The sequence below is a fragment of the Streptomyces sp. NBC_00846 genome, assembly GCF_045207325.1.
Lineage (GTDB): Bacteria > Actinomycetota > Actinomycetes > Streptomycetales > Streptomycetaceae > Streptomyces.
Genome location: NZ_CP108846.1, coordinates 2,538,858 through 2,559,923 on the forward strand (window position 1 = coordinate 2,538,858; position 21,066 = coordinate 2,559,923).

Sequence of the window (21,066 nt, forward strand, 5' to 3'; positions counted from 1 at the left end):
CGACGGGTGTCAGCAGGGTCGCCCCGAGCAGCCACACGAAGAGGAACGGCAGTCCGAGAACGACGGGACAGACCCGGTTCACGAACGGCAGCACCGTTCCTAGCCAGTGTGCATGAGTGAGTCCTGGACCCACTGATGTGTACTGGGCGCATCCCGAACGGTGTTGGATGCACTCGGTCCCCGCTTTCGCGTCCCGTTCGGCGGCACGCCTCCAGGGGCGTGGTCCGTTGCGGGTGGGCGGGTTCCGTCACGTCCTCGGGTGCCTGGCCCGGCCTGGGCGGTCCGATGCCCCGCACGATCACTCCGGTCGTGTGGGGGCGGTGCCGTCCGACGCCGGACCGGGTGTCCGAGGGCGCGTCGTCCGATCGCGATGCCGGCGGCATCGTGACGGGACATTCTGCGGTGCGGGGTGGCCAGTGGTTTCTGCCAGTGCTGGGCACCCCACATCGAGGTGTAGGCGGGGTCGACCGCGACGATCGCCAAACCCTGTTCGGCTGCCATGGAGACCAGCCGGGCCTTGAGCTTTCCGGTCGGGATGCCGGAGATGAGCTGCCGGAACCGTTTCTTGCGGCCGTGCTTCTCGCGGGTCTTCTCGGTGGTGAAGTCGAGGTCTTCGATGGCGATCGCGGTAACACCGGCCTGCTTGGCCCAGTGGAGCAGGCGGGTCAGTGCGTGGCGGATCTGTGCGTCGCGGTGAGCGGTGGTGCCGGACAGGTCGTAGGGGAAGCGGCGCGGGTCGCCGACCGGATTGCCGTGCCGGTCGAGGTGGTAGGCGGCGAAGTGGTCGGCGTTGGTGTCCACGCCGATCACACCCCGGGCCCGGGCCGTCTCCAGCGGGATGGTCTTCACGGCGGGGCGTTGCCAGGACGCGGTGAGGTACCAGCGGCCACGGTCCACGTCGAGGTGGATTCGGTAGGCGACGGCCCGGTTCGCGGTGATGCGGTCGGCCCACTCCATGCCCCGGTGCGCAAACGCCACGGTCGAGGCGAGGGTGTACCGGCCGTGCCTGGCGTTGGCCAGGTGCGCGAGCGGGGCAGGCAGCTTGATGCTGACCTCGCCGTCCGGGGTGACACGGATCGTCTCGTTCCCGAACCGCTTCCCCGACTCGCCATCCGCAGCAAGAAACCAGCGCTCCGCCTCCCAGCGTTCCCGCCACTGCTCCTCGGTGAGGTGGGCGTCGGCGAGGTGGTGGCGAGTGTTGAGAAGGCGTTTGCCGCCCCGCACCACCCGGACGCGTCCGGCCTGCCGGTCACGGACCGCGGCAGCATGCCGCGCTTCCAACGCCGCGAGACGGCGGGACTTGTGGAACCACTCGCCCTTGGAACGGTAGCCACCGGCTGCCCGCTTGGTGCCCCTCGCGCCGACCGGGAGGGACAGGCGATGCCGCAGCATCCCGATCCCGGCCTCCAGCGTCCGGATGTGCGCCGCCTGACAACGGCGCGCCAGCGCCCACTGATCATGCGTGGCCTTGGTGATCGCCCCCGCGATCCGCGACGACGACTGTGCGGTCAGGTCCCGCTTGCGCGACGCCCAGGTGTCCGCGCTGTGCTCCAGGCCATCCGCACAACGGGCCCTGAGGTCACGGGAAGCGAGCGCACCCTGATGCTCACCGACTGCCCGCAGAACCTTCTCGTCCTGGGGGGTGAGGTGCTTGAGACGGTCCCGAACCGCCACCCCGCAAGGCCCGGGCGCCACGAAGGGCGCGGCCAACTCCCGTACACCACCCACTACAACACCCCCTCCCACGAGACCGGACACCCGCTACCCAGCCCAACGAGCACCAGCCGCCAAGGTCACCCATTCGGCCCCAGAACCCCCGTTCCCACCCCCGCGAACCCGCCGACAGGACCCACTCCTGCTCACTAAAACTCACTTCAGCTCAGCAAACCGACAGCAGCTCACAACCCCCAGGTACAGCACATAGGAGACCAGCAACCACAACAACTGCGGACGTCGTCTGAGCACGTCAGGGAACCTTACGACTCGGTACGCGATAGCCGGGTCCTCTGAGGGATGCGATGGGTCCTGGCGTTCCTGCGAGACTGCCGATATGACTGACATGATCGTGGTCAGTGACTATGACCCCAGATGGCCCGAGTGGTTTGAGGATCTACGGCAACGACTGGCACCTCACGTCGCGGATCTTGCTGTGTCCATCGAGCATGTCGGCAGTACGGCCGTGCCCGGATGTGCCGCCAAGCCGATCATCGACCTCGACATCGTGGTGCCCAAGCAGGCCGTCATGCCAGAGTTGATCTCCCGGCTCGCCGGGCAGGGCTACCGGTATGAAGGCGATCTGGGGATTCTGGGACGTGCGGCTTTCCGGGCCTCTCCTTCGGTTCTCGAACATCATCTGTACGCCGTGGTCGCGGGCACGAAGCCCCACCTTGATCACGTCCTGCTCCGTGATTACCTGCGTCAGCGGCCCGATGAGGTCCAGCGCTACAGCGCGTTGAAGGTGGCCCTCGCACAGCGGTTCCGTGCCGACAGCCAGGGCAGACGGGACTACTCGAGGGCGAAGAGCGCTCTGGTCGAGGAGTTGGTTGCGAAGTCCTACGCCGCTCGGGCCGCCGGCGCATCGTGACGTGGGGCGGACCGTACGGGTTGGTGATGTTGTGACGTATTACCGAGCCCGTGCGACCTTGTCCCATCCTGCCTTCTGCGGCCTTGACCGTGCACATCTCGGCGGTTTGATCGAGGAGTTGGCCGGTCCGTGGACGGCCCGGTGCGAGTCCGCTCTGCGTGAGCGCAGGGGCGGAGAACGCAAGCGGGGAGTCGGCGCGGGGCCGGGCCACAAACTGGTCTTCGCCGACCGGGTCCTGGTCACCGTGGTCTATCTGCGCCAGCAGTTGCCGCAGGCGGCACTCGCCGAGTTGTACGGCGTGACCCGTCCCACCGTCACCCGTGCCATCCACGAGGTCCGCCCGCTGCTCGCCGGCCGCGGCTTCGCCGTCCCCGATCGGCCCGGCATCCGCCTGCGCACTCTGGCCGATGTCTTCGCCTATGCCGAAGCCGAAGGCGTCGAGCTGCGGATCGATGGCACCGAGACCCAGGTCCGCCGTCCCAGGGCCGGGCGCCCCGGCCGCAAAGCGTTCGTCTCCGGCAAGAAGAAGCAGAACACCGCCAAGACCACGACCATCGGCGACGGCTCGGGGCGTTTGCTGTGGTCCGGAGCCGACCGGCCCGGCCGGATGCACGACCAGACCGCCATGCGCACCGAGGGCATCGCCGAGCAGTTGCGGTTGCACCCGCAGGTGAAGGCGAAGGTCGACGAGGGCTACCGGGGCCTGGCCAATGACTTCCCCCAGCAGGTGCAAGCACCGCCGCGCAAGCCGAACGACGAGGCACCACTGGGCGAGCGGTACGCCTGGCGCGAGGCACGCCGACGGCAGTCTTCGGCACGGATCTGCGTGAAGCACACGATCAGCGAGGAGAAGAAATGGCGGCCGCTCCAGCGGTACCTCGGCCGCCGGGAGTACTACGCCGAAACACATGCCGCCATCGCCGGACTGGTCTCCGACCACACCGCCCGCAGGACCTCCCGGCCATGCACGAGCACCGAACTCGTGCTCGCCCGCCGGACCACCTGCTGATCGCCCACCAGCCGATCAGTCAGGCCAGCACGCTCCAACCTCAATCGTGTACCGAGTCGTTAGCTCGCTGGTGTCAGGGGTGCGTTCACGCGGAAAAGGTGACTATGTCCCCTGGGCAGGTAAAGCCCCTGCGGCGGCAATGAGGGGGAGCGGGCCGCGCCTGGGGACGCGGACCTGACGGTGAGTGACGGTGCGACCCCGGCACAGCGCGGCGGTTCCTCAGCCAGCGTCGGTGGGCCCCCCGGACAGGCCCCTCGTGAAAGCCCGAGGTCAGCGGTCGAGTCGTCGCAGGGTTCCGGGTGGCCAAGCCTCCTGAGCCGTCCGGCGGCGGAACAGTCACAGCCATACCCGGAACCCCCTGGGTTCCGCTGATCCAACGAGTGACCGGTTCGAACCCATGAAGAAGGCAGGGCAACAGCCGTGCCGGGGCCGGAGGCCGGCGCCCCCCGTTGCAGGACCGCGAAAAACATCACGGGGCGTCTCACGGTCGAACGTCCGCGTACCGGAAGGCCGATGCCCTCCGGCATCACGACCGTTTCCCGGTGTTTCGTTTGTCGGCCTCCGCCCCTTCGCATTGTGGATAGCCCTTGCGCGCGCATCTGCCTACTTTGTCATCACGTGTTTCGGACTTTGCCGCCAGACGGTGTCGCGGCCACGCAAGCAGGAGACGATATGAGCACCAGAACCGCCCCCGGACTTTCCTACGACGAACTCGTTGCGGCACGCAGTGCCAGCGGTGTCCCCATGTTCAACGACAACAAGATGAAGCTGGGAATCTTCGGCTCGAATTGCAGTCACGGGCTGATGGCGACACACGCCGAGTCGTCCTACGAGCTTTCCTGGCAGCACACTCAGAAGATCGCCCAGATCGCAGACAGGATCGGTTTCGAGGCAATGCTTCCGGTCGCCAGGTACCGGGGCATGGGCGGCGAGACCAATTTCAACGGCTCGAACTTCGAAACCCACACCTGGGCGGCCGGCCTGGCCCAGGCAACCGAGAACATCATGGTGTTCTCGACCACCCACGTACCGACCAAGAACCCCATCGTCGCGGCGAAGGAGTCGGTCACGGTCGACCACATCTCCAACGGGCGCTTCGGCCTCAACATGACCATGGGCTGGTACAAGGCCGAAATGGAGATGTTCGGCGGAACGCAGCGCGAGCACGACGCACGCTACCGCTACGGCTCCGAGTGGATCACCATCGCCAAGCGCATGTGGACCGAGGGCGAAGGCGTCAACTTCCAGGGTGAGTTCTTCGACATCAAGGATGCCTTCTCCGACCCCAAGCCGATTCAGCAGCCGTACCCGGTGCTGGTGAACGCCGGTAACTCGCCGGACGGTCTGGAGTTCTGCGCACGCGAATGCGACTTCAACTTCATCGCCTTCGCCGACCCGGACGAGGCGAAGGACACCGCAGCCAGGGTGCGTTCTATCGCTCATTCACACAAGCGGGACCTGGGAATTCTCGGTTACGGCAACATCATCTGTCGTGACACCGAGAAGGAGACAAAGGCACTCCTCGACCACATCCTCGAAAAGGGTGACTGGGAAGTGGCCAAGATGGTCTCGGGCGGGCTCGGGAGCGAGAGCGGTTCGTTCGACAGGATCAAGGCTCTCCAGGAGCGGTTCATCCTCGGCTACGGCGGATATCCGCTGATCGGTACGCCGGAGCAGATCGTCGAGCAGTTGGCCGGCCTTTCACAGGCGGGCGTCGACGGCATGATGATCGGATTCCTCGACTACGTGGAGGAACTCCAGTACTTCGGTGAGCGTGTTCTTCCCCTCATGAAGGAAGCGGGCCTGCGGAGCTGAGGGGGCAGGGAACCAGGGAGGTTTGGAATGAAGAATTCATTCAGCACGAACGTGCGGGACTACAAGACCGTCCTCGGCCATTTCTGCACCGGGGTCACCGTGGTGACGTCGATCGATCGCGGAGGTCCGGCCGGATTCACCTGCCAATCGTTCTCCGCGCTCTCTCTGGACCCGCCCCTGGTACTGGTGTGTGTGCGGAAGGAGTCGGCCACCTGGCCGGGGATCAGGCGTTCGGGACTGTTCGCAGTCAGTGTGCTGGCTGCGGACCAGCAGGCGATCGGCGACCGCTTCGCACGTTCGGGTGTCGACAGGTTCGCCGGCACCGAATGGCGGCCGTCCCCGGCCGGAATTCCTCTCATCAGCGGCGCTCTGGCGTGGGTGGAGTGTTCCGTGGTCGACGAGATCGACGCCGGTGACCACAACGTCGTGGTGGCCGCGGTCACCGGGCTGGAAGCCGGTACGGCACACGATCCGCTGCTGTTCTACCGAGGCAGGTACCTCGAATCCGGCATAAGGGAAGCGGTAACCGGATGAGACTCGTAACCGTCTACGGAAGTCCCACGCCGCCGGGGAAGATGGCGCGGGCTCTCGGGCTGATGGAGAAGGGCGTCCGCGACCGCCACCCCGGTTGGAGCGTGGAGCGGATCGGGCCCCGGGACCATGCCAGCCCGGTGGCGGCCGCCTGGGACGACGACGCGGTGGGACTGATCGGTGAGGCCGACGCCGTCGTGCTGGCCTCACCGGTCTATCGCGGATCGCTCACGGGAACCCTCAAACTCCTGATCGACATGCTGCCGAACGAGGCGCTGCGGTCGAAGCCGGTGGGCATTCTCACCGTCGCGGCGGCACCGCATCACTTTCTGTCGGCCGAGCGTCACCTCCGCGACATTCTCGGCTGGTTCGGCGCGCTCACCGCGCCCAACAGTGCCTTCTTCGTGGACTCGACGTTCCGTACGGACGAGGTGGACGCCGAAGTGCTCGCCGCCCTGGGCGAATTCACCGATCAGGTGGTGACGCTGTCGGAGTCCCTGAACGGCCGACGGTTCGGCCCCGACCCACTGACGGTCCGATATGCGAGGAAGACCGCCGGCTGAGGCGGCTGAGGTGCGGCACCAATTCGCCGCACGACCCGGACATCGCCCTTCAGTCAATGACGACATGAGAAGGAAGGAACGACGTGACCAGTAACGTCGCAGAGAGTAAGTCCCTCGGCCAGGAGACAGGCCCGGCCCAGCACTACATCGGCGGAGAGTGGGTCGCCTCGGCTACGACAGGCGACTCGGTCTCGCCGGCGGACGGGCGGACGCTCGGCACCTACTACGAGGTGGAGGAGGCGCAGGTACGGGACGCCATCAGGGTCGCCAAGGACACCTTCGCGACCCACCAGTGGCGGACCGACCGCCCGTTGCGTGCCCAGGTTCTCAACGAGATGGCCGACCGCGTCGAGGCCACGACCGACGAACTCGCGCACCTGCTCGCCCTGGAGAACGGCAAGACCCTTCCTGAGGCGCACTTCGAGCTGAGCCTGACGCCGTCGAAGCTGCGCTACTACGCCGCGCAGGCCCTCACCGACTCCGGGAGCGGTGGCCGGGTGCGCCCGGGTATCTACTCCATTCTCCTGGCGGAGCCGGTGGGTGTGGCGGGCGTCATCGTTCCGTGGAACTCCCCGGTGGTGCTGTCGGTACGGTCCTTCGCCCCTGCACTCGCGGCCGGCTGCACGGTGGTGATGAAGATGTCCGCACAGACGGCCCTGGTCAACACCCGGCTCACCGAACTTCTTGCGGACTGCCCCTCGCTTCCCGCCGGTGTGCTCAATGTGTTCAACGAATCCGGCAGCGTGGGCGCGAAGCTGCTGGTCAGCTCTCCCGATGTGGCCGCCCTGAGCTACACGGGCAGCACCGGCGTGGGTCGGCAGATCATGACGGATGCCGGACCGACACTGAAGCGGCTCTCCCTCGAACTGGGCGGCAAGACACCCATGATCGTCTTCGAGGACGCAGACCTCGACGCGGCCGTGGGGACGATCTCCGCCGGGATCACCACGTTCAGCGGCCAGTTCTGCATGACAGGCAGCCGGGTGCTGGTGCAGTCCTCGGTGGCCGATGAGGTGCGGACGAGGCTCGCGGAGGCCCTGAGCCGGGTCAAGGTCGGACCGGGCGACGCCCCGGACTCGCAGATGGGCCCGCTGATCGACATCGCGAGCCGGGACAAGCTGGAGGCGCTGATCGAGGAATCGCGCGGCGACGCCGAGGTTATCGTGCCCGGTGGTCGTCCCGATGACGAGAGCCTCGCCCGCGGGGCCTACTACCGTCCGGCGCTGCTGGGTGTGCAGGACACCGACTCGCCCCTCGTCCAGAAGGAACTCTTCGGCCCGGTCGCCACGTTCGAGACCTTCGCCTCGGAGGAGGAGGCGGTGCGCAAGGCCAATGCCACGCAGTACGGCCTCGCGGCATCGGTCTGGACCGCCGACGGAGCACGCGGATTGCGCCTCGCCGACGCGCTGGACGCGGGAACGGTATGGACGAACGGCTGGGCCGTCGTACTCGACCAGTTCGAGGAGGGCGGTTGCAAGCAGAGCGGTCTCGGCCGGCTGAACGGCAACCGGGCGCTGACGGAGTTCCAGGAGTACAAGCACATCGTCCAGGTGGTGTGAACCAGCCCCGTGACGGGCCGATGGTGCGAGCGGGTCCGCCCATGGAGCGGATCCGCTCGCACAGTGACGCGGGAAGAGTGCCGGGCGTCCCTCTAAGGGCTGTCCGCTTGCGAAACATGCCGGTCGGCCCTGCGGCTCAGGAACTCCTGGCCCTGCGCAGAGTCTCCGACGGGGATTCCGCGTACACCGACTTGTAGAGCGAGGAGAACCGTCCCAGGTTGTGGAAGCCGTACGCGGAGGCGACGTCGGTGACCGTCGTCCCGGCCGAGCGCGGGTACAGCAGCTCATCACGGACCCCGCGCAGCCTGATGCCACGCAGATACTGCGACGGAGTGCAGCCGAGGTTGTTGAGGAAGTGCAGTTGCAGGGTCCGGGCACTCACCCCGGTCGCCGCGGCCAGGTCGGCCGATGTGGGGAGGTCCCCGGCGTGATCGTGGATGTAGTCGAGGGCGCTTTTCAGGGTGCTCGGTCTGAGGGTCTCGTCGGTCCGCTGGAGCAGTTCCTGGTGCGGTCCCGCGGCAGCCACCAGGAGGTTCGTCAGGAGCATAGATTCGAGCTGTCGGCGGGAGTCCGTGTTCCGCGCGAGGATTCCCTCCTCGTCCCATTCCGTCCTGACGAATTCGATGCAGCGCAACAGCCCCTTCCCCGCCCGCGAGTCCAGATCGATCACCAGGTCGAAGTCGATGGGGCCCGCGATCTGCGTGCGAGTCAGGGTGGCGAGGTGACCTTCCAGGTCGGCCCGCGGGATCTTGAGGGCGAACTGGGCGGCGTCCGCCGCCCAGGCGATCGTCTGGGCGCGGTGGGGCAGCAGCATCGCCGCGTGGGCCATGCCCCGGGTGGTTCCCCGTTCGCCGTTCTCCCGAGTGACGAGGCTGCTGCCAGCGAGCGTGATGTTGATGTGGTACCAGTGCTCGCTCGCCGGAAGGGCGATGTGCGCCTCGGTGCCGTAGGTGAGGTATCCGAGGGTCACGCCACCGAGTTGGACGGCGTTGAGGCGGGCATCGAGGCCCTTCCGGTCGACCGGGGTCAGCGTGTGCGGCTCGTACACCTCGGCCACGACCTGCTGGGCGACGTCCACGTCGCACGTACGGAGCCGACCGTGCTGCTGGAGCGGTTCGGAAGATCTTGAGAACGACACGGCCATCGAAACTCCCCGGGCAGACGATCAGCATCCGGCATGCGGACTCGTTGTGGTGACTCCTGTGCGTGTGTTCGCCCGCCCGGCGAAGTGGGGGCGACTCCTCAGGCCATCTCGGCCGTCGTACCGGCGGCCGCTACGGGGTACAACGCTCTAATCGCACGAATCTATCCCTTCTGTCGGCCCGGCCCGCACAAGGCGCTGTCCCGTGACCCCTGGCGGACGCACGACGCCAGCTACGGCCGCCTCGCCCCGCTATGAACCATTGCGGTCAGCCATGGTCGGCTGATGGCCGTTCCGTCGGGTGCGGTCAGTCGAGCCGACTTCCCGGCGAGCGTTCCGGCAGGCCCGCAGCAGTCCCGCGGACAACGCCCCCACCCCGCCCGAACCGGCACGGACCGAGGGGAGGGCGACGGCGAGGGCGACGTGATGCCCGTCGACGAGGCCGACCGAGGCGCCGATGGCGGTCACCCCGGGCTCACTCTCGTCCTGGTTGAAGCCGAAGCCGTCACGGCGGACGGTTTCGAGCGCGCGGCGCAACACAACCAGGTCGCGGATCCTCTCGCCGGGCGAGGGCGGCAGTCCGCCGGAGTGCAGCGCGTCGACGACAGCTGGATCCAGGTCGGCGAGCATAGCCTTGCCGCCGGAGGTGCAGTACGCGGGCATGCGCACACCGATGCGCAACCCCACACGCAACGACCGGACTCCCTCGATCCCGTCGAGGAACAGCACCTCGGTGCCGGTTCGCACCATGAGGTGGACCGTCTCGTTCACTTCCCCGTAGAGGCTCTCCAGGTACGGACGCATCCGGTCGGGCAGCGGCGGCACGGTACGCGTCCCCGCCGGGAGTGACTGGGGGCCCGGCCGGTACACCCTGTCGTCGCCGCGCACGGCGAAGCCCCGGTGGCACAGCGTGGCCAGCAGCCGGTGCGCCGTGGACGGCGCCACCCCCAGCTCCCGCCCCGCCTCGGTCACGCTCAGCCGGCCTCGCTCGGCCAGCAGCGTCAGCAGGATCAGCGCGCGGTCCACCGCTTCGACGCGATATGAGTTCGTATTCTGCTCCACAGAATTATAGTAGGGATTCTTTGCGTCGTGCGCAAAGATATGTCTATCGTCTCCTGCGTCAGGACAGGGGCCCCAGTCCACCCACCGACGCCGCGCGGGCGCCCGACGCGAAAACGAGGCTCACACGCGCCGTGCGAGCGCACCTGAAGAGGAGGAATCGCGATGACGGCCCAGGACCAGCCCCCGATCGGTCACGGATCGGTCGTCAACCGGATGACGGAGGGCGACAGCCCGGAGCTCACCCGTCTCTACGAGGACTTCGAGGCCGAGAATCTGATCCCGCTCTGGACCCAGATCGATGACCTCATGCCGATGCACCCCCGGCCCAGCGCCGCCGCACACGTCTGGCGCTGGGCCACGCTGTACCCGCTGGCCCAGCGCGCGGGCGACCTGGTCCCGGTCGGACGAGGCGGCGAACGCCGGGCCATCGCGCTCGCCAATCCCGGCATCCCCGGCCGTCCGTACATCAGCCCGACGCTGTGGGCGGCGATCCAGTATCTGGGCCCGAAGGAGGCCGCGCCCGAGCACCGGCACGCCCAGAATGCGTTCCGCTTCGTCATCGAGGGCGCGGGCGTATGGACCGTCGTCGACGGCGACCCCGTCCGGATGTCCCGCGGGGACTTCCTGCTCACGCCGGGCTGGCAGTTCCACGGGCACCACAACGAGAGCGACCGGCCGATGGCGTGGATCGACGGTCTGGACATCCCGCTCACCCACTACACCGACGCGGGATTCTTCGAGTTCGGCAGCGAACGGATCACCGACCGCGCTACCCCGAACTTCTCCCGGAGCGAACGCCTCTGGTGCCACCCCGGACTGCGCCCACTCTCCGGTCTGCGTGACACCGTCTCGTCCCCGATCGCCGCCTATCGGTGGGAACACACCGACGCGGCACTGACCCAGCAGCTCATGCTCGAAGACGAAGGCCATCCCGCGACCGTCGAGCAGGGCCACGCGGCCGTCCGCTACGTCAACCCCACGACCGGCGGGGATGTGATGCCCACGATCCGGGCCGAGTTCCACCGGCTCCGGGCCGGCACCGAGCTCCCCGGCCGACGGGAGGTCGGCTCCAGCGTCTTCCAGGTGTTCGAGGGCAGCGGCCAGGCGGTCCTGAACGGCCGTGAGCACCAGCTCGCCAAGGGCGATCTGTTCGTGGTGCCGTCGTGGGTGACCTGGTCCCTGCGGGCCGACAAGCAGTTCGACCTGTTCCGTTTCTCGGATGCTCCGGTCATGGAGCGTCTGCACTTCGACCGTACGCACATTGAAGGAGACCAGCGATGAGGCTCGCGACCATACGTCTGGGCGAAGCGACCGCCGCCGTCCGTGTCGAGGGTACGACCGCCGTGGAGACCGGATTCGGCGATGTCGGCGCACTTCTGCGGGCCGACGGCCTGGGCCGGGCGGCCGAGGCCGACGGTCCCCGGCACGAATTCGCCACCGCGGACCTCGCCCCGGTGGTCCCGGGGCCCGGCAAGATCGTCTGCGTCGGGCTCAACTACCGCAACCACATTCTGGAGATGGGCCGCGAACTGCCCGAGTACCCCACCCTGTTCGCCAAGTACCCGGAGTCCCTGATCGGGGCCCGGGACGAGATCCTGCTTCCGCCCGAGTCCGACAGCGTCGACTGGGAGGCCGAACTCGCCGTCGTCATCGGACGCCGGGTACGCCGCGCGTCCGCCGAGGAGGCCGAGGGCGCCATCGCCGGGTACTCGGTGCTCAACGACATCACCATGCGCGACCACCAGTACCGCACCACGCAGTGGTTCCAGGGCAAGACCTGGGAGAACAGCACCCCATTCGGTCCCGTCATGATCACCCCGGACGAGCTGACTCCGGGGATGCTGATGACGACCGGACTGGACGGCGAGGAACTCCAGAGCACCCCGGTCGACGACCTCGTCTTCGGCCCCGTCGACCTGGTGCGCTACATCTCCACGATCTTCACTCTTCAGCCCGGGGACGTGATCGCCACCGGCACGCCCGGCGGGGTCGGACACGCTCGCAAGCCGCCTCGCTACCTCCGGGCCGGCCAGACCCTGACCACGGCCATCGTCGGCATCGGCGAACTGATGAACGTCGCCGTCACCGAACCCGACGAATCGGCGCGGACATGAGCGGCACGTCTCAGGACCCCCGGGCGGCGCTGCGGGAACGCCAGGGCCCCGGCGCCCGTTACGACTCCCCGCACGCCCCCGCCCGGGAACTGGCCCGGGCACGGCTCGGCACCGCGTACATCGCCCGCTGTCTCGACCAGCTGACCGACGCCCAGCTGGACGGACCGTCCCTGCTACCCGGCTGGACGCGCCGCCACCTCGTCGCCCACGTCGGGTACAACGCCCGCGCGCTGAGCCGACTCGTGGAATGGGCGGGTACGGGGATCGAGACGCCCATGTACGCCTCTCCGGCCCAGCGCGACGCCGAGATCCAGCGAGGCGCCACCCTCCCGGCCCGCGCTCTGCGAAGTCTGTTCGCCCACAGCGCCACCCACCTCGACGTCGAGTGGCGTGACCTGCCCGGCCCGGCGTGGGATGCGCGCGTCCGTACCGCGCAGGGGCGCATGGTGCCCGCGCGGGAGACGGCCTGGATGCGCACCCGCGAGGTGTGGATGCACGCCGTCGACCTGGACAGCGGCGCGAGGGTGGGCGACTTCCCGCCCGACCTCCTCGGCGAACTGCTCGCCGACGTGCTGCGGGCCTGGGAGCGGCGCGGGGAACGGGCGGACCTCACCCTCGCTCCCCGGGGCGGTGAACCGGTCGTCGTCGGCAGCGGCGGCCCCACGGTCACGGGCACCCCGAGCGCTCTCGTCCGCTGGCTCACCGGCCGCGGCACGTACGGGGTGACCAGTGACTCCGACGGGCTCCCCGTCGTCCCGCGCTGGTTCTGACCGGCGACGGCCCGGACCTCTCCGCACGGCTTCGGCGGTCGTCCCGGCCACCGTCACGTCACGGTTCTCCGGCGGCCCGAGCGACGTAGGACTTCGCGACCAGTTCCTCCACCGGAGCGCTCTTCGCCCTCGAGTAGTCCCGTCTGCCCTGGCTGTCGGCACGGAACCGCTGTGCGAGGGCCACCTTCAACGCGCTGTAGCGCCGGACTTCATCGGGCCGCTGACGTAGGTAGTCACGGAGCAAGACGTGATCAAGGTGGGGTCTGGAGCCTGTGACCACGCTATACAGGTGATGTTCGGGAGCCGCAGGAGGGGCTTGAAAGGCCTCCCGCCCCGGAATCCCCGGATCGCCTTCGTGCCGGCAGCCCCGCTCGGTGAGCCGGGAGATCAGCTCGGGCATGGTGGCGTGCTCGGCCACCACAATGTCGAGGTCGATGATCGGCTTGGCGGCACATCCGGGCACGGCTGTGGTGCCGACATGCTCGATGGATACAGCCAGGTCAGCGACGTGAGGTGCAAGCCGCTGCCGCAGGTCCTCAAACCGCTCGGGCCATTGGAGGGTCGTAGTCGCCGACCACGATCACGCCAGTCATGTCAGCACTCGCAGGATCGCCAGGGCCCATCGAATCGCTCTGACGGCCCCAGCTATCGCGTACCAAGTCGTTAAAGTGCGACCCGGCTACCGCGCCCGGACATCCGTCAGCATCCCCCATACAACAAGCCGGTACCGGGAGGTGAATTCGGGCGTGCACGTAGTGAGCGTCACATAGGAACCGGGCGTTCCGTACCCCGTGTACGGCTTCACGTTGCTGCGCGGGACGGCCGCGATGACACCGCTGTCGCGGGCGCTGGTCTGGCCGAGCGTCCGGTCGACGGTGTACGTGTAGACGGCGTCCCGGGTCTCGACGTCGATCCGGTCGCCGCGCCGCAGCCGGTTGATGTACCGGAAGGGCTCGCCGTGGGTGTTGCGGTGCCCGGCGAGCGCGAAGTTGCCCGGCCGGCCGGGCTGCGCGGTGCGCGGGTAGTGCCCGACGTATCCCTTGTCGAGGACGCCGTGCTTGCGGATGCCCTGGGCGACGGGGGCGGTGAGCCCGAGCCGTGGGATGCGGATGACGGCGTATGCCTGATCCCAGCGCGGCGCGGCGGATGGCGCCGCGGTGCGGCCCGCGGACGAACGGCCGCCCGGGGCCCCGCTGTCCGCGGCACGCCCGCTCCCGGCCCGGTCTCCGCCTCCGCCTCCCCCGTCCTTGAGTCCTTGTGGCTCGCTCCACTCCCTCTCCAGGGCCTGAACCCGGTGTTCGGCGTCGGCGCGGGCCTGCCGGTTGGTCCACCACAGCTGATGAACAACGAGCAACAGCAGGACGACCCCGAGGGTCACCACCACCTCTGCGCCCGTCCAGAGCCCGCGCGCGGCCATCCGCCGCCCCCGCGAGTTCCGCTGCACCACGACCGGTATCCGCTCCCGCACGGCCCGCACGATAAGGCCATGTCCCGTAACTCTCCAGGGCCGGAACAAGCCTCCGTCCGGATGCCGTACAGCAGTACGGTGTGGTTCATGCGCCCCGACACGCCTGCTGATCACACCACCGAAGCCGAGCGCCTGCTGCGCACCGCGGCGCAGTACCCCGAGGACCGTGAGCCGCTGTTCCTCCAGGCCGCGGCCCATCTGGAGCTCGCCGGTGACCGCGCCCGCGCCACCACCCTCTACGACGAGCTGCTCGGCTCCCCCGACCTCGACCACCCGCACCTGGTCAAGGCCCTGAACGCGGCCAACCTGTGGGAGTACGGCCACGAGGCCGAGGCCCGCGCAATCCTCGACGGCATCCGCGCCGCGGGCCCGCTCGACCCGGCGCCCTGGGAGATCGCGGCCGAGACCCTCGAATCGCACGACGAGCTGGATGCGGCGCACGACTGCTTCACGACCGCGCTGACGCTCCTCCTGACGCCGGGCGAGGAGGTTCCGTACGCCGTGCAGTCGCTGCTGATCGGCCGGCACCGTGTGCGCAGGCTGATGGGCGCCGGCCACGACGTCTGGGACGAGCTGGCCGACACCGTCCACACGGCCGCCGTCTCGCTGGACGAGCTGCACGACCCGAAACGCCTGTGGGCGCTGGGCTCCTCGGACCCGGGCGAGCTCCGGGCCGAGATCACCCGGCTCCGCGCCGAGCTGGGCACGTACCGCACCGCGCTGTCCCGCCCGTTCCCGGTGGCTGTGCTGCACTGGCCGGCCACCGAGTTCGACGAACTCCTCACCGCGTACCCGAATCTGCGCAGCGAGTACCCCTCCCGCCCCGACCACCTGGCCCGCCTGGAGGCCGCCCTCCGCGACCTCCACCAGGCCGGCACCCCGAACCTCGGCATCGTGACCGGCACGGTCCCGTCGTACGAGGCCTTCGCCGCCTCGGAGGCCACGTCCCCCGCCGCCCCGGACCTCCTCCCCCAGTACGCCACCACCCTCGCCGCCCGCGGCCGCGCCGTCCCCTGGCCCCCGGCCCGGACCGCCGCCTGCTGGTGCGGCTCGGGCCGGACGTACCAGGAGTGCCACGGGGCGGCTTGACCGCCGGTACGGAGACGTCCCCTCGCATTCACCCCGGCCCGGGCCGTCTCCGTACCGCAGGACGTGACCGCACAGCCACGGCGGCGGGTGGGTGGGGGTGATTGCGAACGTGACACACCGGCCCGCGAGTGTCACGTTGTCGCGACGGGGTACCCCCCGGCCCCGGAGGCGGCACCCTGCTCCCGGAATCCGTAGGGTTCTGCCATGCCCGAACTCCAACGCCTCCGCGCCGACCACGCCCCGGCCCTGCTCGCGTTCGAGCAGGAGAACCGGGCCTTCTTCGCCGCCTCGGTACCGGACCGCGGCGACGACTACTTCGCCCATTTCGCCGCCCGCCACGCCGCGCTGCTCGCCGAACAGGCCGCGGGAACCTGCCACTTCCACGTCCTGGTGGACACCGACTCCAACGGCGAGGGCGAGATCCTGGGCCGGTTCAACCTGGTCGACGTGGCGGACGGTTCCGCCGAACTGGGCTTCCGTATAGCCGAAAAGGCCACCCACCGGGGCCTGGCCACGGCCACCGTCCGCCAGATCTGCACCTTGGCCGCTACCGAGTACGGCCTGACCACACTGCGCGCAGGAGCCGCACTCGACAACACGGCCTCTCGCACAGTCCTGACCCGCACGGGGTTCGTCCCCACCGGAGAAGAACTCCTGCTGGGCGACCGCCCGGGCCTCGGTTACGTACGGAGTACGACGGCCGAGGTCTGAGCGGGCGCCGAGATCTGCGGGCCCGGCCTCGCGCCGCCGGACCGCCGGTCGTTCTGCCGTCGGGCCGCCCGGCGGCGACGCGACCCCGTTGCCTCCTGTCGGCGTAGCCGCCCCGGGTCCCGACCCGCCCCGCCCCGGTCCGCACCGGCAGCGGCCGGGGCGGGGCCATGCCGCAGGTCAGAACTTCCAGGCGGGGTCGTTCGCGATCTTCAGCATTGCGGTGGTGTCCAGCTGCGGCTGTGACCGCGTGTTTCGCGCCCCCTTCGCGTCCGTCCGGCCGGCCCACTGCTGAAGGGTCACCGTTCGGCCGTCCTTGCGCAGCACCCGGACGTACCAGGACGGCTGTCCGTCCCCGGGCAACCGCAGCGTCACGGCCTCCGCCTGTGCGCCGTCGGCGAGTTCGACCACCTTGCAGTCGCTCGCCGGGGCGGTGTCGCGCGGAGCCGGGTCGCCCGGCCGGGGTGCGACCTTCGGCATTTTGATGGTCGCGCAGAGCGGCACCTGCGGGGCCTTGGCCGTGTACTCCGCTCCGCCGACGAACTCCACCGGGCCGGTGCCGCTGTCCCACTGCACGCGGTAGGTCCGGCCGGGGAAGTCTCCCTCCCGGACGGTCGCCTCACCCGGCGGGAGCAGCCTGACCAGGGTGTCGGCGAGCTGCTTGCTGCTCCACCGGGTCGTGTGCTCGGTTCCCGGCCCGAAGGCGTCGGGCCGCAGGGTCTGCGGCGCCGCACTGCCGGCCGCGGCGGGCACCAGCGGACCGACGAGCGGGTCGGCCGCGGCCGACGGGGTCGCGCCCGGGCCGGCGCCGGACGTGACCAGTGCCAGGGTGGCCACCGCCGCCCCCGCGGTCAGGCCCACTCCGGCAAGTGCTCCGCGGCGGCGGACACGGCTGCGCCGTCCGGCCGCGACCGCTGTGTCAACGCTGGTCCGCAGGGGCGGCTCGTCATGGAGCCCGGCCTCCAGAAGGGTCTTGACATCGTGGTTGTTCATCGCAGTACGACCTTCTTTCGGGTGGAATCGGCTGGCGGGGCGAACGCCCCGAACGTGTCGGAGTCCGCGTCGTCCCCCAGGAGGGAGCGCAGGCGGGCCAGTGCCCGCGCGGTGTGGCTTTTCACCGTGCCGATGGAGCAGCCCATGGCCGCGGCGGTCGCGGCGATGTCCAGATCGGCCCAGTAGCGCAGCACCACCACCGCCCGCTGCCGCGGCGGCAGGACGGCCAGCGCGGCGCGTACCTGGAGTCCCAGTGCCGGGTCCTCACAGGGCTCGGCGCGGTCGGGCAGTACGCAGGAGGGCTGTTCGCGACGCCAGCGCCGCCGCATGTGGTCGACGCAAGCCCGGGTCAGTACGCGGTGGGCGTACGCCTCCATGTTCCGTATCTGGCGCCGCCGCCCCCACACGCAGTACAGCTTCGCCAGCGCCGTCTGCGTGACGTCCTCGGCGTGGTGCCAGTCACCGCACATCAGGTAAGCGGCGCGGCGCAGGTGCACCAGCCGCTCCTGGGCGAAGCCGCGGAATTCCTCCAGGTCACCGGTACGCAATGCGTGCCTCCGTTCGTCTCTGTCCCCTTCGACGGAGCGGACCGGGCGCGGGGATGTCACGGGCCGTGAGATCTCTCCGAATAATTTTTTCTGACGCCCCGTGATCTCCCTGCACCCCGTCCGCTCCGTCGTTCCTTTCGAGACATGGGAGTGAGCGCCCGCCCGCGTCCGGAGCGTCCGCCCCTGCGATGCGGGCGGGCGCTCCCGCGGGGCCGCGCGATCGAGAGGACACGTATGCGAGGCATACGTACGGCAGGCCCGCCGACGGCCGTCGTGCTGGGCGCATTGCTGATCGGTACGGGGCAGGGCCGCACCGCAACCGCCGGGGCGGCCCTGCCCCGCGCGGCCCGGATGAGCTGCGGCCACCGATCCACGCCGGACCGGAGCGAGAATCCCCTGCCACCTACGGGGAAGGGCGCGCGCCGGAAGCGGATCGCGCCACCAACGGGCCCTGACACAGGACATGAGCGTCGGCATGACCCCACAGCAGCCGGGGCGGGCTTCTCCGGAAGCGGTGATTCCCATCGCCTGGGCCGACAACCTCGCCATGCTCATAACGGCCGAGAACACCTTCAACTGGCAAAGAACCCGCCAGGGCATAAGGCATAACACGCCCACACCGAGCGCTTCCCTAAAGCTTTCCCATCATCCGCCGACTGAACTTACTGACAGCTGAAGCCGCCTGCCCGTACTGTTCACCGAGTAAGTGCATTCCCCACGCGCATTCGCTTCTGCATGCCCCCACGCTGCAGCCGTCCTTGCAGTGCACCACGTCTACCCGGTGTCCATGTCTGACTGGGAGCTGCGTGTGACGAGAGCACCATCCCCCCACAAGATCAAGCTGCTAGCAGCACTGTGGGCATAGGTGGGCAGATGAAGCGAGCGTACGACCATTGGCACGAAGTGCTGTCCGAGGAGTTCTTCGGTGCCGCCCATGCATTGCAGAGCACCGTTCTCTACGTCGACGACGAGGTAGAGGGGGAGCTCGCTGAGCGGAACGGGATCGATACCCCGCTGTCCCAGGCGGTCGCGGATGAGATGTACTGGGAAGGGTCGGACAGGGCTCTTCTTTGGCGGATTCTGAGCCAATGTCGGGCGTGGGCGAACAAAGGGTGCATCGGTGCTCCGCCGAGCCTCCCCGTGCTCGCTGCGTCCGTGCTGGCAGCCACCCGCATGGCGACCTCCGACGGCATGCTCCGTACGAACTTTCGCGGGCGCTGGTACGAGGTGTTCGGCGTCCCACAGGAGGGGCACAAAGCCAACCGCCTCGACAAGGCGCTAGACGACGTGGCCGCAATGTGGGAGGAACTGGACTGCTGGCTCGAGGAGGCTGGTGGTTTGTACGGCGCGAGCACAGTAAGTACTGACGAGCTCTACTGGCGCGTCGGGTACCCGGTCTCACAGGCACTCGTCCGCAGATCGGACCGCCAGGCGCTCACACGCTTCTTCGCTACAACACGGCTCCGCCCCCACAACTCCACCGAGGTGCCGGGCCGGGAGCTCCTTCGCCGCCTCACTGCGTGGAGTGCCGGGCGCGACCGCCGCCTCTCGCCGCGACTGATGGAGGAGCTGCAGTTTGCCTCTGAGAGCAGGAGCTTCAAGAAAGGCGACCCGCTGATCGTTTCGCTCCTGGAACGGCTCGCCCGCGACTGGGACGGGACCCTCCATGAGCCCGACCGGAAGCACCGGCGCCGCGCGCTTGGGCTGCGCATCGCTGTGACGGACCGCGGCCGGCGCTTGGAATGGCTCGCGGATGCCGCAGAGGGCGTCGAGGAGACCTCAGTCCAGATTCGTGACGGCCGGTCCTTCACCCTGCGTACCGACTACGGCGATGTGTACTCAGGACTGGAGACATTGCAGCCGTCGGAGCCGCAGCTTCGCCTCGGTGTGCATCTCGAAGGTGACGACCTCGTCATTGAGTGGGTACCGCAGGAGGTCGTGCTCCTCCGTATGCACTCCGATCTCGGCGAGTGGGTGAGCACCGAGTACTTCGAGCCGGGTGAGCAGCACTGGATCCTCGCCTCCTCATCTGCGGCAGGTCAGGTCCGTTCCATGCTCAGCGCACTCGGCACCCAGACGGTCCGGGAGACTCCCGCCCCCGCCGTCCCAGGGTGGCGGGTGTTCAAGGGCGTCCGGGCCGTCGACAGCACGGCGTTCACGAGAGCCCTGGACTCTGGAGGCGAGCACGTCCACGTCCTGCAGCCGCAGGTACGGCAACACACGAAGCTCGTCGGCGGACTGCGCATTGCCCGCGAATACCGTGCCGGATCCGGCGTTGCAGGGCACTATCTGCGCGGGGGCGAGCCGGACCTCCTCCTCCCTGCTGCGTACTCCCCTGACGGTACGGTCGAAGTCGCGCTCGACGGACGGACATCGAAGCTGCGGGCCGACCCCCGCGTTCCGTTCCCCCTCAGCTTCCTTCAACTTGAGGAAGGGCAGCACGAGGTGGGCACCTCGTCGAGCAGCCAGGTCTTTACCGTGCACGACGGGTTCCACGAGGGGCTGCCGGAAGAGACCGGGAGCCTCGGCTACAAGTGTGACGGGATCGCTGCTCCCCGTGTCAGTGATACGAAGAGTGAGGATGCGTGGGTCAGGGGTGCCGCTGCTCCGGTTAGCGTAGCCCTGCCTCGCACGGTCATCGTGAAGCGCGAAGTCCTGGAGGCTTTCTTCCTCGACCCGTACGGCGGCGTCGTTCCAGTACGCCGCCAGCAGGCCCCGCCGTGGGTCGCGAAACGGCTACCCGAGGCAGCCGCGAGGCATGTGCTGGAGGCTGAGGCCCCAGAGAGAGCAGTGTGGTTCGTCTACCGCACCCCGCAGCGATGGTGGGTGCGGGCAGTGGCGCCCGGCACCGCCGTTCCGGCGCCCGAGCCGTCCTCGGAGGACTATCGCTGGGCATACGCCGTCCTAAGCGCCGGAAGCAAGTGCGGTGCAGCCGGCTGGTCTGCTTACGTACAGGCCGCCGAGGCAATCAGCGGAACGCGCAATCGGAGTGCGGAATGAACAGGCCGGGCGATCTTCTGCTCCGCTGGCTAAGCGAGGAAGGGTCAGGCGACCTTGGTGAGGTCAAGCAGGGCCTGTGGTGGCTCGGAGCCAAGGCGTGCCCTGAGATCGG

Annotated in this window: 18 protein-coding genes and 2 pseudogenes; 12 read left to right on the plus strand and 8 right to left on the minus strand. The window is 68.8% G+C overall.

What is annotated here, in order from left to right:
- Nucleotides 1–19: 19 nt before the first annotated feature.
- Nucleotides 20–133, minus strand: a pseudogene (locus OG936_RS11715) (hypothetical protein); the annotation flags it as partial.
- Complete coding sequence (locus OG936_RS11720; RefSeq protein WP_406494409.1) at nucleotides 100–1,728, minus strand: IS200/IS605 family accessory protein TnpB-related protein; 1,629 nt, start codon at nucleotides 1,726–1,728, stop codon at nucleotides 100–102. The gene OG936_RS11720 and the pseudogene OG936_RS11715, both read right to left, overlap by 34 nt.
- A gap of 322 nt (nucleotides 1,729–2,050) precedes the next feature.
- Here OG936_RS11720 and OG936_RS11725 point away from each other — a divergent pair, with 322 nt between their 5' ends.
- The 6 genes from OG936_RS11725 to OG936_RS11750 all read left to right on the plus strand — a co-directional run bounded on the left by OG936_RS11725 (nucleotide 2,051) and on the right by OG936_RS11750 (nucleotide 8,061).
- Nucleotides 2,051–2,584, plus strand: coding sequence for a GrpB family protein (locus OG936_RS11725; RefSeq protein WP_406494410.1), 534 nt, complete (start codon nucleotides 2,051–2,053; stop codon nucleotides 2,582–2,584).
- A gap of 58 nt (nucleotides 2,585–2,642) precedes the next feature.
- Nucleotides 2,643–3,593, plus strand: coding sequence for a transposase family protein (locus OG936_RS11730; RefSeq protein ID WP_406494412.1), 951 nt, complete (start codon nucleotides 2,643–2,645; stop codon nucleotides 3,591–3,593).
- A 672-nt stretch (nucleotides 3,594–4,265) separates the two neighbouring features.
- Nucleotides 4,266–5,408 carry an LLM class flavin-dependent oxidoreductase gene (locus tag OG936_RS11735; protein WP_406494413.1) on the plus strand — a complete coding sequence of 381 codons (1,143 nt, stop codon included), beginning with the start codon at nucleotides 4,266–4,268 and terminating at the stop codon, nucleotides 5,406–5,408.
- Nucleotides 5,409–5,435: 27 nt separating this feature from the next.
- Nucleotides 5,436–5,942, plus strand: a complete 507-nt coding sequence (locus OG936_RS11740; protein ID WP_406494415.1) for a flavin reductase family protein — start codon at nucleotides 5,436–5,438, stop codon at nucleotides 5,940–5,942.
- Nucleotides 5,939–6,502, plus strand: coding sequence for an NADPH-dependent FMN reductase (locus tag OG936_RS11745; protein ID WP_406494417.1), 564 nt, complete (start codon nucleotides 5,939–5,941; stop codon nucleotides 6,500–6,502). The genes OG936_RS11740 and OG936_RS11745 overlap by 4 nt, the downstream gene beginning before the upstream one ends.
- Before the next feature lie 83 nt (nucleotides 6,503–6,585).
- Nucleotides 6,586–8,061, plus strand: coding sequence for an aldehyde dehydrogenase family protein (locus OG936_RS11750; protein ID WP_406494418.1), 1,476 nt, complete (start codon nucleotides 6,586–6,588; stop codon nucleotides 8,059–8,061).
- A 136-nt stretch (nucleotides 8,062–8,197) separates the two neighbouring features.
- Here OG936_RS11750 and OG936_RS11755 read toward each other — a convergent pair whose 3' ends face one another.
- Both OG936_RS11755 and OG936_RS11760 read right to left on the minus strand, forming a co-directional pair.
- The gene (locus tag OG936_RS11755; protein WP_406494419.1) at nucleotides 8,198–9,205 is read right to left on the minus strand and encodes an AraC family transcriptional regulator; all 1,008 of its coding nucleotides are present in this window, start codon (nucleotides 9,203–9,205) and stop codon (nucleotides 8,198–8,200) included.
- 249 nt (nucleotides 9,206–9,454) lie between these two features.
- Complete coding sequence (locus OG936_RS11760; protein ID WP_406494421.1) at nucleotides 9,455–10,264, minus strand: IclR family transcriptional regulator; 810 nt, start codon at nucleotides 10,262–10,264, stop codon at nucleotides 9,455–9,457.
- Between the two features lie 213 nt (nucleotides 10,265–10,477).
- Here OG936_RS11760 and OG936_RS11765 point away from each other — a divergent pair, with 213 nt between their 5' ends.
- From OG936_RS11765 to OG936_RS11775, 3 genes are read left to right on the plus strand one after another with little or no spacing between them, the layout of a single operon-like run.
- A complete protein-coding gene (locus OG936_RS11765) occupies nucleotides 10,478–11,545 on the plus strand; it encodes a cupin domain-containing protein (RefSeq protein WP_406500407.1) in 1,068 nt (355 codons plus the stop codon).
- Nucleotides 11,542–12,378, plus strand: a complete 837-nt coding sequence (locus OG936_RS11770) for a fumarylacetoacetate hydrolase family protein (RefSeq protein ID WP_406494423.1) — start codon at nucleotides 11,542–11,544, stop codon at nucleotides 12,376–12,378. The genes OG936_RS11765 and OG936_RS11770 overlap by 4 nt, the downstream gene beginning before the upstream one ends.
- Entirely contained in the window at nucleotides 12,375–13,148 is a 774-nt protein-coding gene (locus OG936_RS11775) for a maleylpyruvate isomerase family mycothiol-dependent enzyme (protein WP_406494425.1), read from the plus strand. The genes OG936_RS11770 and OG936_RS11775 overlap by 4 nt, the downstream gene beginning before the upstream one ends.
- Nucleotides 13,149–13,206: 58 nt before the next feature.
- Here OG936_RS11775 and OG936_RS11780 read toward each other — a convergent pair.
- Together OG936_RS11780 and OG936_RS11785 are read right to left on the minus strand one after the other, a co-directional pair.
- Nucleotides 13,207–13,692 (minus strand): annotated as a pseudogene (locus OG936_RS11780) (GrpB family protein); the annotation flags it as partial.
- Between the two features lie 135 nt (nucleotides 13,693–13,827).
- Nucleotides 13,828–14,625 (minus strand): class E sortase, encoded by a 798-nt coding sequence (locus tag OG936_RS11785; protein ID WP_406494426.1) that lies wholly within the window; start codon nucleotides 14,623–14,625, stop codon nucleotides 13,828–13,830.
- 78 nt (nucleotides 14,626–14,703) lie between these two features.
- On the opposite strand from OG936_RS11785, the gene OG936_RS11790 reads away from it, so the two are divergent.
- A complete protein-coding gene (locus OG936_RS11790) occupies nucleotides 14,704–15,705 on the plus strand; it encodes an SEC-C metal-binding domain-containing protein (protein WP_406494428.1) in 1,002 nt (333 codons plus the stop codon).
- Nucleotides 15,706–15,909: 204 nt separating this feature from the next.
- Nucleotides 15,910–16,416, plus strand: coding sequence for a GNAT family N-acetyltransferase (locus OG936_RS11795; RefSeq protein WP_406494430.1), 507 nt, complete (start codon nucleotides 15,910–15,912; stop codon nucleotides 16,414–16,416).
- Between the two features lie 177 nt (nucleotides 16,417–16,593).
- Here OG936_RS11795 and OG936_RS11800 read toward each other — a convergent pair whose 3' ends face one another.
- Together OG936_RS11800 and OG936_RS11805 are read right to left on the minus strand one after the other, a co-directional pair.
- Nucleotides 16,594–17,406, minus strand: coding sequence for a hypothetical protein (locus OG936_RS11800; protein ID WP_406494432.1), 813 nt, complete (start codon nucleotides 17,404–17,406; stop codon nucleotides 16,594–16,596).
- A complete protein-coding gene (locus tag OG936_RS11805; RefSeq protein WP_406494434.1) occupies nucleotides 17,403–17,954 on the minus strand; it encodes a SigE family RNA polymerase sigma factor in 552 nt (183 codons plus the stop codon). Before OG936_RS11805 ends, OG936_RS11800 begins: the two co-directional genes overlap by 4 nt.
- Before the next feature lie 873 nt (nucleotides 17,955–18,827).
- Here OG936_RS11805 and OG936_RS11810 point away from each other — a divergent pair.
- Entirely contained in the window at nucleotides 18,828–20,954 is a 2,127-nt protein-coding gene (locus OG936_RS11810; RefSeq protein WP_406494435.1) for a hypothetical protein, read from the plus strand.
- Nucleotides 20,955–21,066 lie beyond the last annotated feature (112 nt).